Origin of the sequence: Limnospira fusiformis SAG 85.79, assembly GCF_012516315.1 — a bacterium.
Taxonomy (GTDB): domain Bacteria; phylum Cyanobacteriota; class Cyanobacteriia; order Cyanobacteriales; family Microcoleaceae; genus Limnospira; species Limnospira fusiformis.
Window position 1 is genome coordinate 5,267,283 of the sequence record NZ_CP051185.1, and the last position, 15,870, is coordinate 5,283,152.

The following is a 15,870-nucleotide window of genomic DNA, read 5'->3' on the forward strand; positions in this document are numbered from 1 at the left end:
TTGCTTGATTGGGTCGCATCCCTGGCCATCCCATAACACAGCCTGATTTTTTTGCCCACCTTCGAGACTTCCAATATGGTTGCCAAGGTGAAGCGTCTAATCAGGTCTAAGACTGCCCGAGCCATGCTGACATGGGCGCATTATCGATTCAAACTAACCCTGAGACATAAGCGCGGAAATAACTGAACAGTTGTAGATGTGACCGAAGAATACACCAGCAAAACCTGTACTCACTGTGGTCATGTCCATTCCCAGCTAGGTGGCTCAAAAGTGTTCCGATGTCCTGAGTGCGGGTTCACTCTACCACGGGACTGGAACGGTGCTTTTGGAATCTTTCTAAAAGCTTTGCGGGATACCGCCTCTGTTACCTTAACGGGTAATAGTGCTATCGTCGCATTGTCAGGGAACAGCCGGAAAAATGTCGCGTAAATGTATCAGAACAACTGCTAACAGTACAGATGCTAACAGTACAGATTTCAACGCCACCAGAGTTCAGCCAGACCTGGCTACTGGAAACCAGTTATGGAACTGGTGGCAATGCCCTCACCACCGGCCTTGATGGGTCTATTTATATAACAGGTTCTACTAGAGAGGACCTGAATGGAGAAATCAATCAGAGTGGTACTGATAGCTTCATTGTCAAATATGAACCCGATGGGACTCTGGTATGGACAAGACTGTTGGGAGGTAATTATTCTAACTCTTATGGCAATGCCCTCACCACCGGCCTTGATGGGTCTATTTATATGGCGGGTTGGACTCGGAGTGACCAGATTGTAGAAATTCCTCGACAGCCATACGAAATTCCCAGTAATGAAAACGATGTATTTCTCGCCCGGTATGAACCCGATGGCAGCCAGGTATGGACAACCCGGTTAGCAAGCAATAGGTCGGAAATAGCCCATGCCCTCACCACCGGCCTTGATGGGTCCATTTATGTAGCTGGCTTTACTAGGGGCGACCTAGGTGGGGAAATAAATAATGGTGGCACGGATGCCTTTATCAGCAAATACGAACCCGATGGGACTCTGACATGGACAAGGCTGTTAGGAACCAGTAATTGGGATGGTGCCAGAGCCCTCACCACTGGCTTTGATGGGTCTATTTATATGGCGGGTGAGACTTGGGGCGACCTGAATGGGGAAATTAATCAGAGTGGTGCTGATGGCTTTATTGCCAAATACGAACCTGATGGGACTCTGGTATGGACGAGACTGTTGGGAAGCAATGGTTGGGGGGCAGCCCATGCCTTGACCACCGGAATTGATGGGTTTATTTATGTCGCTGGTCTAACCGAGGGCGACATCAACGAGGAAATTTTTAGTCGTGGCGGAAATGCCTTAATCAGCAAATACGAACCGGAGGATGGGGCTCTGGTATGGACAACACAGTTGGGAACCCCTAATGCTGACCAAGCCAATGCCCTCACCACCGGCCTTGATGGGTCTATTTATATGGCGGGTTGGACTCAAGGCAACCTGGCTGAGGAAATGAATCGTGGTTACTCCGATGGGTTTATCGCCAAATACGAAACTGATGGCGCTTTGGCGTGGACAAGGCTGTTAGCCAGCAATGACCGGGACACAGTTAATGACCTCACCACGGGAATTGATGGGTCTATTTATATGGCCGGAAATGCCTTTGTTAGGGTGATAGTCGATGGGACTGTAGCGGAACCTGTACCGCCGCCACCGGAATTTATCGACCCATTGTTACCTCTCAACGGTGATTATATTCCCATAGCGGGCGACTTTAATGGTTCGGGAATCACAGATATTCTCTGGTATGCTCCCGGTCCTGACCCGGATTTTATGTGGTACTTTCATGCAGATGGTAGTTATGGGAGTCGTTTGTTCATGATTAATGGTTATTATATTCCCATAGCGGGCGACTTTAATGGTTCGGGAATCACAGATATTCTCTGGTATGCTCCCGGTCCTGACCCGGATTTTATGTGGTACTTTAATCAAGATGGTAACTATGACGGTTTTCAGTTGACCGTTGATGGTCATTATGCTCCGGTTCCGGCAGATTTAGAAGTCTTCTAAGGGTTCCCGGTTCAGAATATCTCGATATTGTCGCCATGGGGGAAGATACTCGTCCATATAAGCCTGAAAACGGTGATTATGATAACGTTCTAAGAGATGTACTAACTCATGAACTACCACATATTCCAAGCACTCTATGGGCTTTTTTGCGAGTTCTAAATTTAGCCAAATGCGGCGCTGAGTGATATTACAACTCCCCCATTTAGTCCGCATTTTCTTAATCCCCCAATCGGTCACATTTTCCCCGATAATGGGTTGCCATTTATTCAGCAATTGTGGTATAATATCATGGAATTTTTGCCGATACCATTCGGCTAAAACTTGGGCGCGATTGTCCCGAGAAGTTCCGGGATTAACGAATAATTGCACTATCCGAGAATTGGGAATTTTAAGTTCATGTTTCCCTCGGCGTTCTATGAATTCTAAGCCGTAGCGTTTACCGAAGATATAATGAGTTTCGCCGGATACCATTTATCGCGGGGATTGACGGGGTTGGGCGGCGAATTTTGCCTGGTGTTTTTTAATCCAAGATAGGCGGGAGATAATCGCCAGTCGGATATTATCATCAGTGAAGTGAAGCGGCGCAGCTACCCGCACCCGACCCTCTGGGGGATAGACTCCAATATGCAGATTTTTAATCGATTTGCGAATCACTTGCACGGGAATTTGAGCAATGGTTATCTGGTAATCTGTGGGAGATTTACTGGTAGTCATGTTGCTGTTTAATTAACTCTAAAATGGTGTCAACGGGTAGGTCTACTTTAGCATCAACTAGGACGGCATTAAGGGCATTTTTTACCTCGATTTCTGGGAAACGGTTGCCAATCCAGTTGTCTTTTTTGGTGGTGATCACGACCTGATCAATCTTGAGGCCTAAGGCTTCATTTTTGCCTAGTGGCGTGACATTGCTAAAATAGGGTATTGAGTGCGAGACGTTCAGGCATGAAATAGGGTTGCAATACCCGAAATAACCGCCTGGTGAGGATTTCAACCCCTTGGTTGAATATAAGGAGCGAACTCCTGACCATCCTCATAACTGTTTATATGTCCCGACGTTTAGTATAGAAATATACGTGCGAAACGTTTAGGAGTGAAATAGGGCTGCGATGCCCGAAATAACCTCCTAATGGGACTTTCACCCCTTGGTGGAATATAAGGAATTCATATTCCTGACCATCCCATAACTGTTTATATGTCCCGACGCTTGGAGAAATCTAAGCAAGGCAGGGGACTCAAGGTCATAAACAAACTGAGAAATCAGGACGTTGAGAGTAACGGCGATAGCCACCCCCAATTTCAGGATTCACAACCCGTCAGATTGAAGCGGGGAACGGAAGGTTCCGAGGTGTAACCCAACACCAGAAACGAGACCACTGCCAACCATCCATGATTAGGGAAACCGAATGTCCGGCTTGAACCATCGTCAATATAAAGTAGCGAAATAGGTTGACACGCTGCGTTCAAAAGAACAAGGGGAAAAGTGGGGGTTTGTATATACTACCCAGAAGCAACGAAAGTTGTGCACAGACCTTTAATGTACCCCGGTGGATAGGACAAATCTAAAGATGGAATGCCCGTATAAACGGAACGTTTAAACCCCTTTTAGGCTCTCGACAAGTACATCTTGTTGAGTAGTGAAAGTGTAATCGTATGCCTTTAAGGGGAAGGGATGTGACTGAAAGCCAAAGCCTAATTGTAATGGTTAGGATATGCCCACTAGTCACGGTGTAGATATAGTTACTGCAATCAACAGGAGTTTAACGGCGAAAGCGAGTTTAAACACTACGATGTTGTATTTAGCTCCAAAAGTTGAAGTACAAAAGCAGGGGTTGGTAACTCTGTTCCCGTTGCCAAGGGGTATCTACATCAGGAGCCGTGTGATGCGAAAGTATCAAGCACGGTTTTGAATGGGAGTGGGGGAAGGCGACTTCCCTCTCGACCCCTACCAAAACAAGGCAGGGAACTCGGGGTCAAAACGCAAAATTGGAAATCTTAATGATTCCTTAACAATTGCGTCGAGAGTAACGGCGATAGCCACCCCCAGTTTTGGGAATCACAACCCCAGGATTGAAGCGGGGAACGGAAGGCGTAAAGTAGAACCTACTGCCAGACGCGACCACTGCCAACCATCCATGACTAAGGAAATCTGAATGCTCCGACTTGAACCATCGTAATTATTTAGTAGCGAAACAGGTTGATACGCTGCACTCAAAAGAGAAAGGGAAAAAGTAGGGTAATTCTATCATCACCTACACAGACCTTTAAAAGTACCCCGGTGGATAGGACAAGTCTAAAGATGGAATGCCCATATAAACGGAACGTTGTAACCCCTTTTAGGCTCTAACAATCTGGTCGAGAAAGTTAGTAGTGAAAGTGTAAGCGTAAGCCTATTAGGGGGTGAGATGTGACCAGAAGCTAATGCCCGACTGTAATGGTAGGGATATGCTAACGGGTCACGGTTTGATTGTAAAGAATAGAGTCTAGTAGGAGTTACTATGACGAAAGCGAGTTTAAAGAAAGGTTTTGAGAAATCGAAGCCAATCAAGACGTGCGTTTGTATGGAAACAAATTCCCTGGGCGAAAGTTCAGAGAAAAGTTTTCAAGCTCCAAAAGAGGATATTTCAAGCAGCTAAATCGGGACAAGACGCAAAGGCACGAAGGTTGCAACGTCTACTGGTGAAGTCATATTATGCCCGACTCTTAGCAGTGCGGCGAGTGACCCAAGATAATCAAGGCAAGAAAACAGCCGGTGTCGATGGAATGAGAGCAATCTCTCCAAGGCAAAGGTTTGAACTTGTTGAGAACATTAAAGGAAACCTCAAAGCAAAACCACTGCGACGAGTGTGGATTCCAAAACCCGGTAGGGATGAAAAACGCCCCCTGGGAATACCCACAATCCAAGATAGAGCGAGGCAAGCCTTGGTTAAATCGGCTCTCGAACCTGAATGGGAATCGAGATTTGAAGGCACTAGTTATGGGTTTAGACCGGGTAGGTCTGCCCAAGATGCAATAGCACGAATTTTTCAGAGTATTAACAAAGATGAATACTATGTGTTAGACGCGGATATAACGAAGTGTTTTGACCGAATAAACCATGATTATCTACTGTCAAAAATTAATTGTCCAAGCAGCCTGAAGAGAGACCTGAAACAATGGCTCAAAGCGGGTGTGCTAGATAACGGCGTATTCGAGGATACAGAAGCAGGGACACCCCAAGGAGGGGTAATAAGTCCACTCCTAGCCAACATCGCACTGGATGGTATGGAAAGGCTAGTTAAAGAAATGTATCCGAATAAAGGAACAACCACCCAGGTCAACCTAATAAGATATAGCACAAGACAGAACACTTAGGACGTATAATGGAGAGGACGAGATGACTAAGAAGACCCAAAATGCCAGCCCCCTATAGTTACGACCTCAGACAAAAAGTTATTGATGCCATTGAACTAGACGGTATGCCCAAAACAGAAGCCAGTCAAGTTTTCCATGTCAGCAGGAACACCATTAATCTCTGGCTGCAAAGAAAAGCACAGACCGGAGACTTCCTCCCTAAACCTCATCACCGACCTGGCAATAACCACAAAATTACTGACTGGGAAAAATTCAAGGCTTTTGCCCAAGAGCATGGCGACAAAACAGCAGCTCAAATGGCTGAACTTTGGGATGACGACATCTCTCCTCGCACCATATCCAGAGCCTTGAAGAAAATTGGCTTCACCAGAAAAAAAACTTACGGCTACCAAGAACGTGATGAGTAACAGCGAGAGGAGTTTATGGCTCAGATTGAACAGATGGAGCCGGAAGAAGTGGTCTACCTCGATGAAGCCGGCATGAATAGTCAGGACTCGGATTACCCTTATGGTTACTGCGAGGAAGGAAAACGCTTCCATGCACTCAAATCAGGGAAGAGGCAGGGCAGGGTAAGTATGATAGCCGCATGGTGTCATCAACAACTCTTAGCTCCCTTTAGCTTTGAGGGTTGTTGTAATCGGACAGTGTTTGAGTTGTGGTTGGAGTTCATCTTAATTCCAACATTGAAGCCAGGTCAGACTCTAGTATTGGACAATGCAACGTTTCATAAAGGGGGACGGATTGCTGAACTGGTGGAGGCAGCTCAATGCCGTTTACTCTATCTTCCGCCTTATTCGCCAGACCTCAACAAGATAGAGAAATGTTGGTCGTGGCTGAAAGCCCGTATTCGCCACTGCACGTGAGCAGTTTGATTCTCTCGATGATGCCATGGATTCCGTTCTCAAAGCTGCGTCCTAACTACCTTGACTAATGCTATAATTAAATAACCTTGTAGGGTGCGTCAGACCAGGCGACACCGATAAGAACCGGAGAACTGATAAACTGACGCACCAGGTATCTAATTACAGCCTTTCTCTCAATCATTAAGCACATTAACAACACTTGGTAAACCAGTTATTCAAACACTGTAAATCCACAAGGCTTACCGCCACTTCTACCAATCTCACTAATAATTCCATGGTCTCCGTCCTGAACTTGCACACTACACTTTTGAGCTGTGACCACATCATCTCTATCGGGTTAAACTCAGGGGAATACACCGGCAGATATTCTACCCTGGCTCCTACTGACTCTATCATTTCTTTGACTTCTTCTCGATGATGAGAATTTCAGTTATCCATTACCACTACATCTCCTTTTTTTAATTTTGGCAATAAATCTAACTTGATGAATTGGAGAAAATCCTCTTTTTTCATTGACCCTTCTAATGTTTGAGTCGCTACCACTCCGGAGAGCTTAATTGCACCAATTATTGTCATTTTTTGACCTCGATAGGATTTCCGCAGTTCATAGACTTTTTTCCCTTTCGTAGCTCTGGCTAACGGTCTGCTCATCCCTACCCATAACCCACTTTCATCAATAAACACAAGCTTTTCAGGAGCCACATCTCTAATTATTTACCAATAATCTACTCGCGCTTTCTGTACTTCTTCTGTTACTACTTTTTCGCTCCTGTATGTTTTTTTTGAGACTTATATCGTGCTGCTTTAAAAATCTATCTATCATGGTCGTACTGACATTTATGCCCAGCTTGTCTCTGAGCTTATCACTATATTGCCATAAGGTCAGGTCGGGGTGGGCTTCTACAATATCTATCACGGCTTCCTCATGCTTAGATAAAATGCTTTTCTTTTTAGTGCCACACTTACGAGGAGATAAGTCTCCCGTTAATCGATACTGTTTGACCAGTCGCCTTACCGTGTCTGGACTCACCAAAAAGCGTTTCGCTACTTTTCGGATAGAAGTGTCTCCTTTTTCATAGGCTTCTACTATCTTTTTCCGAAAATCTAAAGAGTAACGGCTCATGGTAGTTGGTTGTGATCACTTATACAATAGCCATACATTATACCGTACTTTGTGTTTTGTGTAAAGGCTGTAAATAACCTTGTAGTGGCATGACACGCTTAAAATAGTGCATTAGTTTGAGGAGGACGAGACCTCCTCAAACCTTGGGTAAAGATGACGCAGAGTCACTCGTGCATCTTCGGTCGTAAATTGCCAACTCACTTGGGCTCGCTTCTCATTACGCTCTTGCTGCCACGCCACTACTTCGCGTTCGAGCTTCTCGGCACTTTCTAAACGTCGCTTCAAACACTGTTGGCTCAACACCGATAACTCAGTCTCAGCTATAGCATTAGTCAAGGTGGTTAGGACGCAGTTTTGAGAACGGAATCCATGGCATCATGGAGAGAATCAAACTGCTCAATACAATGGCGAATGCGGGCTTTCAACCACGACCAACATTTCTCTATCTTGTTGAGGTCTGGCGAATAAGGTGGTAGATAGAGCAAACGGCATTGAGCCGCCTCCACTAGCTCAGGAATCCGTCCCCCTTTATGAAACGTTGCATTGTCTAGCACTAGAGTCTGACCTGGCTTCAGTGTTGGAATTAAGATGAACTCCAACCACAACTCAAACACTGTCCGATTACAACAACCCTCAAAGCTAAAGGGGGCTAAGAGTTGTTGATGACACCATGGGGCCATATAGCTCACCCTGCCCTGCCTCTTCCCTGATTTGAGGGCATGGAAGCGTTTTCCTTCCTCGCAGTAACCATAAGGGTAATCCGAGTCCTGACTATTCATGCCGGCTTCATCGAGGTAGACCACTTCTTGTGGCTCCATCTGTTCAATCTGAGCCATAAACTCCTCTCGCTGTTGCTCATCACGTTCTTGGTAGCCGTAAGTTTTTTTTCTGGTGAAGCCAATTTTCTTCAAGGCTCTGGATATGGTGCGAGGAGAGATGTCGTCATCCCAAAGTTCAGCCATTTGAGCGGAGGTTTGATCGCCATGCTCTTGGGCAAAAGCCTTGAATTTTTGCCAGTCGGTAATTTTGTGGTTATTGCCAGGTCGGTGATGAGGTTTAGGGAGGAAGTCTCCGGTCTGTGCTTTTCTTTGCAGCCAGAGATTAATGGTGTTCCTGCTGACATGGAAAACTTGACTGGCTTATGTTTTGGGCATACCGTCTAGTTCAATGGCATCAATAACTTTTTGTCTGAGGTCATAACTATAGGGGGCTGGCATTTTTGGTCTTCTTAGTCATCTCGTCCTCTCCATTATACGTCCTAAGTGTTCTGTCTTATGCTATAGATACCTGGTGCGTCAGTTTATCAGTTCTCCGGTTCTTATCGGTGTCGCCTGGTCTGACGCACCCTACTATATATTATTACCAAGGGCTACCAATAAGAGTAAACCCAGCCCAGTAAAAAGGATGAGATAAATCAACAGGGTTTTGTTTGGCTAATTCTTGGGGGACTGGAGTTGATATATCACCGCGACGAGTGTTCATGTTAGTCTGACTAAGTAGGTAACCATTTTCTAAACGTACCTGACCATTTAACATCGCTAATTGAGACTGTCGGAGAGCTTCTGCTTTAATGGGAGTAGCAGTTAGAGCATTATAGAATGTCGTCATTAATCCCAAAGTTCCCGCATCACTAACATACCATAAACTAGCCATAGCCGACTTCACCCCAGCTTGAACAGCTAGTCCAGCAAATCCCAATTCCGCTTTTTCATCCCCCACAGCCGTAGTACAAGCACTCAATACCAATAATTCTACCGGAGGTTGATTTAGTCGTAACTCTCGCAGTTGATTTAACCATAGCTTTTGGTCCCAAAATTGAATATAAGAACGGTCAGCACCCCCAGATACAAATTCTCCATGAGTTGCTAGGTGAACAATTTTATATTCTCCCTGTTCCCTTTGGGATTTCAGATTAGCTATGGTAAATTCCTCATTTAAAAAGGCTTGACCTGGCCAAATATTGCCAACAATCAAATCTAATTCTAGGGGAACTGCTGGTAAAGGATCTAGGTTAGAATTAGGAAACTTAGAAGCACCCATAGCCAAAACCCTAGCATTTTGCAGGTTAACATAACTGGTATCAGTTAGACTGAGGCTAGGAATCAGACTGAGGCTATAGTTTTCTATTAGGAACTGTTCCCCGTCATATAATGCGGCTAGGGGGAGGGTACGCAAACCAGCATCCATTGAGAAAATTAGGATATCAATGCCATGTTTTTCTAACTCCTGTTTGATGGGTTCAATTAACCAATTATATAATTGTTGTCCTGATTCTTTATACTGAGTATCTTGGAAATTTTGGGGGGTGCGAATTTGATGGCTAAATTGTCGCGCTACTTGTAGGAGTTCCTCACGATTAACCGCCACGCTTTTAAACACTGCTTCCCCATTGGGTAAAAGCAATCTTAATTCTAGTATTTCAGGTTGTATGGACACATAAATAATTGCGGGTTTGTAGTTGGTGATGCGGACAATATCGCTGAGGGTTTGACGGATACTTTGGTCATCTACGGTGTTTTTACTGAGATTATAGCCGAAATAGTTGAGAAATTCCCGACCTCGGAATGAATCAATTTGCAACACTGAGGAAACTAAGGGAGAACGAGCCATTTGGTCAGTAGGTACGGTGGTTGGTTCTACCTGAACTACGAGGTTTCCAGCCTGGTCTATGTCGGGGTTGGCTTCGGTGTTGGAATTGATTAGGGGTGACTCTGCATCATGATTGGAGTTACCGGAGATATTCTGATCACTGTCGGAGGTGTTAGAGTTACTGTTGCTTAAATTTTCGGGGATACTAGAAACAGAATATCCGGTGGTTTCTACATCAGATAAATCTTGATTTTCAGTGGTAATTTCTGGTTGGTTAACGGTGGTTTGTCTAATTGAGTTTTGCTCAAAATTATTGCCGACAATTGTAGTATCTGCACCAGCGGTTAATTGACCATCAGTAATAGCTCCAGCGGTCCCATTTTGACTAGGATCACCAATAACTAGAGGGGTGGAAAAAGCGGGTAATCTAATTGTCCCGCTACCTGTTGAACCGATAGTAGAGATACTTGCTTCTACATCATTCATGGCTTCAAAGGTATCTGTAACTCGGAAAAATCGAGAGGTGTCAATTATTAGGGAACCTCCCCGCAATTGGGCTTCGGTATTAATTAGGGAGACTTCAATATCATTCTCGCTCGTTAGCCTGACGGAACCCGCATTTCCCTCGGAGGAATTGGTGTTAATAGCACCTAGAAAAATCTGGTCTTGTGCTTGTACTACTATAGACCCTCCGGCGGTGGAACCGGAGGTGTTAAGATTACGGCTTTGTACTCCTCCTTGGCGGCTGGTAATGGTAATATTTGCGCCTGTTCCTGAGTCGGTAGCGGTGCTGATATCACCTGTGTTAATATTTCCCAAGGCGGTGATATTAATGCTACTGTCGAGGCTGTCAGGGGATGCTATTTGCAGATTTCCGGTGGTAATGGTTCCGCGATCGCTATTTAAACTCATACCACGTCCGGCGGTGATATTTCCGGTTTGGATATCATCCCGACCTACGAGACTTAAAAAGGTTGCATCCCCCAAAATATTGCCATCAACTGTAATTTGTCCCCGCTGACTGCTGAGGTCAATTGTCCGAAAAGCCAGATTATCTAAACTTGCATTAGAACGAAGTTCTCCGGTCTGAATATTCCCTTGAGACCGTATATTAATATTACCTCCCGACTGCAAATTCCCGGTAATCACCTCACCTCTAGCACTATTAATGTATATATTTAATCCACTGCTATTAATGTCACGAATGCGGATATCACCATCAGCTTGTAAGGAGATGGAAGCATCACCAATTCCGGTAATATTTCCCTCAGCTATAATTTGACCTAAATCACTGGAAGATTGTAATAAGACGGGACTGGTAAAGGTGATATCTTGAGCTATTTCTATGATACTATTTCCATCAGGACTACCAATAATAATCCTTTCAAACCCCGGCGCGAAAGCGTCTATATCTGATAACTTGATATCCAAACCAGTGGTATTTTCCTCACTTCCTAAAGTCATGATTTGACCGGAATGGCTGGATTCTAATCGTAAAGAACCGCTACCACGAACTGAATGAGAACCACCGACTAAATTAATTTCGGAACCTCGTAATAAAATATTGCCTTGATTAGAGCCATTTGGGAGGGTGTGGATTCCCTCTATTTGGATGATATCCGATTGACTAATTACGCTAATATCTCCACCTTCTGTCACGAGATTTCCGAGAATAATCTCATTTTCCGCCTCTAAGGTTAAGCTAGAATTCCCTACACCTCTAATGGTGGGTAAACTTTCATCACCAGTGGCGATAATTCTACCTTGAGGCGATCGCATCATCACGGGGTCTTGAAACCTGAGATCTCCCTCAATATAAATAGTCCCCTGAGAATCAGACCTACCAATAATAATCTCGGAAAACCCCCTAGTAATTTGTGACAATTCCAAGCTGTTAAAATTCAGAGATAAAGGGTCTCCTGTTGGCGAAGAGTTAGCAGAGAGTCCCGAGTTTCTACCTAACCTAATATCTTGGGTTGGTGAAGCAGGTTGTAATAAGAGAGACCCACTCCCGGAAAGACCACCATTAAGATTAATAGTATCTCCCGTCAACATAATATTACCCCCTGTAGTATCAGGAGATAGTAGACCATCCCAAACCCCGGTGGAGATAGCACCCACACTAATTTCTATACCAGCATCCAAAGTAATATTACCACCAGATTGCCGTCCGCGCGAGTCGATCGCACCTAAATCCATACTCTCGCTAGTGGTAATCAAGACATCGCCTCCCTCACCCCTAACGGAGGAGGTAATAATCCGAGATGGTCTCGTCCGATTATTAGTATCATCCATAATAATCCGACTACCTTCGCTAATAATAGACACATCACCACCACCCCGAAAGCCAGAAGTATTGATACCCTCTAAAAAAATCTCCCGACTGGCTTCTAGTTGGATATTTCCCCCGACTCCGGTTGTATCAGTCGCCTGGGAAGATAGGGGACCGGTGAAAATTTGCCGACCACTATTAATAGTAATATTACCGCCGGAAAATCTCCCGTCTGTTTTCAGATTATTAGTAGTAATTGAACCCTGGCTACTACGGAGAGTAATATCACCGCCTGTATTGTCACTATTAGCAGTAGATATAACCCCGGTATTAATCTGACCAATACCACTAGCAGTTAGATTAACATCTCCGCCACTGGTTCTAATATTCCCGGTAGCAATATTGACACCAAAAATATTGAGATTACCACCTCTAGTTAAGATAGTATCGCCACTGTGCATGATAAAAGAACCCTGACCATCTCCGTTAGCATCAGCGCGGAAAGTAACGGTTCCGGTGGTAGTTCTCAAGTCGAGTTTTTGGTTAGATAACTGGTCGATGCGAATATCATTTCGTGCTTCCAGAGTAATATCAGCATCAGCGGCTAAATTTTCCAAGGTAGTTTGGGAGAGGGTATATTCTGCTGGTCCTTGGTCAGCGGTGACTACACCATCAAAGTCGATATTATTATTGGGAGAGGCTTCGGAGTCTACAATCCTGATATTTAAAGGGTCTAAAAGTAGGGTTCCTAAGTTACCATCTCCGCCGCGCAAATTGACACTACCATCAACGCTGAGAGTTTCGAGACCGGAGATTTCTACAAACCCTCCCTGGTGTTGTCCTTGTGCGGAAATATTGCCGGAAAATTGGGTATGTCCGTCAGACCAAATAATAATCCTGCCGCCATCTCCGTTAGTGGTGGCGTTGGCTGCTAGGGTAGAATTATCATCGATGAGGGTATAGATGGCATTAGGAACAGTACCCTGTCCGAGGTAATCACCTCCAATTCTAATTGTACCGCCGTTATCTGGTGCGGAGGCGCTGATATTCGCACCCCAAATTCCGATGCGATCGCCAAAAATGTTAATCTGGGGGGAATGGTTAAAAATAGTGGAGTCGGTGTCGATGGTTCCCGACACAGCCACAACTCCAGGATTAGGAGTAATGGGGGTATTAGAACCAGTTAGTTGTATGCGACCATCAGCTAAAATATTGACTCCGGTGGCATAATTTTCGTCCCCTCCGGTGAGTAGTTCCGGCAAGGATAGGGGGGTAAGATTAGTTGATAATCCATCAGGGGAGGCGGCTGGACTAACTTCTAAACTGAGAAGGTGTCCGGCTTGGGAAATGCGGAGGATATTTTCACCTTCGACCGCCGCCATGGTAATTTCTCCCCCAGGAGCTACCAGTGACCCGGTATTGATGACAGTTCCCCCCAGTAGGGTGATTTGTTCTCCCTGGGTAACGGCGAGTTCTCCGGCGTTGACAATGCTACCAGGATTAGTCCCAAAGGCGAAGGCGTTGGGAGTGCCGACTAGGGTGCTATAATCATTTGCACCGATCGCACTCATCCAGCGATCGCCAAAACCGATACCAGAAGCGGTAGTAGCGGTAAAGGAACCTGGAACATCTAACCGCGCACCCGCACCGAATAAAATCCCGGCTGGGTTGATTAAAAACAGGTTAGAAGCGCCGCCTGTGACCTGCAAAAGTCCGTTAATGCGGGAAGCATCCCCACCCACCACACGGGTGAGGATGTTTTGGATTTCGGGAGTGGCAATAAAGTTAGCCACAGCGCCGGATTCTACGTTAAAGTGTGTAAAACTGTGGAACAGATTACTCCCATTTCCCGAAAGTTGTCCCCCAGTGATGTTGGTCTGGTTTCCCTGTTGATGGGTAATGGTGTTGGTGCTGTTGGGTTCGGGTACAATTGGTTGAGCGATCGCTCTGTTATACCGGATATCGAAAAAGTTTTGTGGTATAATGGAGAGGATATCCAGAACCATCAAACTGGCACAGGAAACCGGGATCAGCACTAACTGCAGATGGTGTACTGGGTTCATAATTATCTCCTCCCCTTCCCTAACTGGTTACAAGTTTATGATATCCTCCCTTTTCGCACCCCATTTTCACTTCTGTAGTGGTAGTTGTAGTATTTGATTGGCTCACTCATGCGGTTAATTGGCTTGACAGGCGGTATTGGTACGGGGAAAACCACTGTTTCTAACTATTTGGCTGCTACCCATAAACTACCGATATGGGATGCGGACATTTATTCTCGCCTAGCGGTAGAGCCTAACTCACCTGTTCTCAATACTTTGGCGGTTCGCTACGGCTCAGATTTACTATATCCCGATGGTAGCTTAAATCGAGGCAAGTTGGGGGATATTATCTTTAATAGCTTAACGGAAAGGCAATGGGTAGAAAGCCAAATCCATCCTTTTGTGCGCGATCGCTTCCTGGAAAAACGCCAAGAACTAGAAAAACAGTCTCATTTACCAGAAGCTACGGCGGTTTTAGCCATTCCTCTGTTATTTGAAGCGAATATGACTGATTTAGTCACGGAAATTTGGGTGGTGTACTGTTCACCGTCTACCCAAAAACAGCGACTTATCCAGCGACATGGATCTTCCCTAACTCCTACACAGATCCAAGCTAGAATTGATAGCCAAATGCCTTTGAGCGAAAAATGCGATCGCGCGGATGTGATCATATACAATGATGGTAGTCTACAGCACTTGTATCAACAGTGCGATCGAGCCTTAAAAGGGGAAGGGGTTTAACTCAGAGTTGACCCCACCCCTGCTTATGGCGTTAGTTCACCGAGTCAGTAGCGGTCGCTAGTTCTGTGGAACCTTTACCGCGTCGGCGAGTTAAGCTATTAAATAGCATAATTCCGATCGCTTTTACCAAATTGCCTTCGAGTTCATTAAACATTTTCATGTTCATTCCGAAAGCGGCGTTAGCTTCCTCCACAATGCGATCGGCTGTTTCCTGGTCAATCGGCAAATCATTCATGATCTGACGGTAATTGTTCTTAAATTCCTTCTCATCAGGAATTTCGTCAAACTCATAAAACTGAGTTCCTTGACCGTCCGATAAATTCATCGCTGTTTGAGCAATACCTTTCAGGATTTGTCCCCCCGAAAGGTCTCCCAAATAACGGGTGTACAGGTGAGAAATCAACAAAACCGGATCTTGCTCAGAAATCTCTCTAATTCTAGCCACATAAGTCTGAGCCGCTTCGGAAGGCTGAACTTCCTCCCGCCAGTTGCTACCATAGTAGAACAATAAATCCTGCTCAATAGCAGACTTGCGGTTTAACTCAGGAAAATATAGTTTCGAGAGGACGGGGTGATTTTTATGGCGATCCATTTCCTCTTCCATTGCCGTATAGACAAAGTAGAGATTCCCGGCTAATTTCCGATAGGAGGTTTTCTCAACTGTCCCTCTTAAAAAGCATTTGATAAAACCCACATTTTCCGCCATGGTGTGGGACTTTTTGGTTCCTTCCCGCAACTGGGTGGCTAGATTAACACTCATAGTAAATTTATTTGATCTGTTAACGAGATTTTACAGCAGATGTATTATCTTGGGGAAACGGCTGATTATACCGCCCGATTT

The 15,870-nt window shown here is 45.1% G+C and carries 7 protein-coding genes and 7 pseudogenes; 5 read left to right on the top strand and 9 right to left on the bottom strand.

Annotated features, from left to right (window positions below):
• Positions 1-36: 36 nt before the first annotated feature.
• Together HFV01_RS24615 and HFV01_RS24620 are read left to right on the top strand one after the other, a co-directional pair.
• Positions 37-429 (top strand): annotated as a pseudogene (locus HFV01_RS24615) (zinc ribbon domain-containing protein); the annotation flags it as partial.
• A 29-nt stretch (positions 430-458) separates the two neighbouring features.
• On the top strand, positions 459-2,048 hold the full coding sequence (locus tag HFV01_RS24620) for an SBBP repeat-containing protein (protein ID WP_193520467.1): 1,590 nt from the start codon (positions 459-461) through the stop codon (positions 2,046-2,048).
• On the opposite strand, the pseudogene HFV01_RS24625 reads toward HFV01_RS24620, so the two are convergent.
• From HFV01_RS24625 to HFV01_RS31240, 4 genes and pseudogenes are all read right to left on the bottom strand, one after another.
• A pseudogene (locus HFV01_RS24625) lies at positions 2,034-2,762 on the bottom strand (M48 family metallopeptidase). The gene HFV01_RS24620 and the pseudogene HFV01_RS24625 overlap by 15 nt on opposite strands.
• Complete coding sequence (locus HFV01_RS31235; protein ID WP_228116456.1) at positions 2,749-2,901, bottom strand: hypothetical protein; 153 nt, start codon at positions 2,899-2,901, stop codon at positions 2,749-2,751. Before HFV01_RS31235 ends, HFV01_RS24625 begins: the two are co-directional and overlap by 14 nt.
• A 443-nt stretch (positions 2,902-3,344) precedes the next feature.
• Entirely contained in the window at positions 3,345-3,512 is a 168-nt protein-coding gene (locus HFV01_RS24635; RefSeq protein ID WP_193520468.1) for a hypothetical protein, read from the bottom strand.
• A 539-nt stretch (positions 3,513-4,051) separates the two neighbouring features.
• Positions 4,052-4,174, bottom strand: a complete 123-nt coding sequence (locus tag HFV01_RS31240; RefSeq protein WP_318286316.1) for a hypothetical protein — start codon at positions 4,172-4,174, stop codon at positions 4,052-4,054.
• 369 nt (positions 4,175-4,543) lie between these two features.
• Here HFV01_RS31240 and HFV01_RS24640 point away from each other — a divergent pair.
• Together HFV01_RS24640 and HFV01_RS24645 are read left to right on the top strand one after the other, a co-directional pair.
• A pseudogene (locus tag HFV01_RS24640) lies at positions 4,544-5,381 on the top strand (reverse transcriptase N-terminal domain-containing protein); the annotation flags it as partial.
• 59 nt (positions 5,382-5,440) lie between these two features.
• A pseudogene (locus HFV01_RS24645) lies at positions 5,441-6,317 on the top strand (IS630 family transposase).
• A gap of 134 nt (positions 6,318-6,451) precedes the next feature.
• On the opposite strand, the pseudogene HFV01_RS24650 reads toward HFV01_RS24645, so the two are convergent.
• The 4 genes and pseudogenes from HFV01_RS24650 to HFV01_RS24665 form a co-directional block, all read right to left on the bottom strand.
• Positions 6,452-7,385 (bottom strand): annotated as a pseudogene (locus HFV01_RS24650) (IS630-like element ISAtsp7 family transposase).
• A gap of 111 nt (positions 7,386-7,496) precedes the next feature.
• Positions 7,497-7,709: pseudogene (locus HFV01_RS24655) on the bottom strand (IS630-like element ISMae25 family transposase); the annotation flags it as partial.
• A gap of 17 nt (positions 7,710-7,726) precedes the next feature.
• Positions 7,727-8,602 (bottom strand): annotated as a pseudogene (locus HFV01_RS24660) (IS630 family transposase).
• 142 nt (positions 8,603-8,744) lie between these two features.
• On the bottom strand, positions 8,745-14,309 hold the full coding sequence (locus HFV01_RS24665) for a CHAT domain-containing protein (protein ID WP_193520469.1): 5,565 nt from the start codon (positions 14,307-14,309) through the stop codon (positions 8,745-8,747).
• A 108-nt stretch (positions 14,310-14,417) separates the two neighbouring features.
• On the opposite strand from HFV01_RS24665, the gene coaE reads away from it, so the two are divergent.
• A complete protein-coding gene (coaE, locus tag HFV01_RS24670; protein WP_193521307.1) occupies positions 14,418-15,029 on the top strand; it encodes a dephospho-CoA kinase in 612 nt (203 codons plus the stop codon).
• Between the two features lie 31 nt (positions 15,030-15,060).
• Here coaE and HFV01_RS24675 read toward each other — a convergent pair whose 3' ends face one another.
• The gene (locus tag HFV01_RS24675) at positions 15,061-15,789 is read right to left on the bottom strand and encodes a biliverdin-producing heme oxygenase (RefSeq protein ID WP_006621891.1); all 729 of its coding nucleotides are present in this window, start codon (positions 15,787-15,789) and stop codon (positions 15,061-15,063) included.
• Positions 15,790-15,870: the final 81 nt, after the last annotated feature.

Coding starts and splice junctions, on each gene's coding strand:
- HFV01_RS24620 (WP_193520467.1), top strand. CDS start 459: ATGCTAACAGTACAGATTTCAACGCCACCAGAGTTCAGCCAGACCTGG.
- HFV01_RS24675 (WP_006621891.1), bottom strand. CDS start 15,789: ATGAGTGTTAATCTAGCCACCCAGTTGCGGGAAGGAACCAAAAAGTCC.
- HFV01_RS24665 (WP_193520469.1), bottom strand. CDS start 14,309: ATGAACCCAGTACACCATCTGCAGTTAGTGCTGATCCCGGTTTCCTGT.
- coaE (WP_193521307.1), top strand. CDS start 14,418: ATGCGGTTAATTGGCTTGACAGGCGGTATTGGTACGGGGAAAACCACT.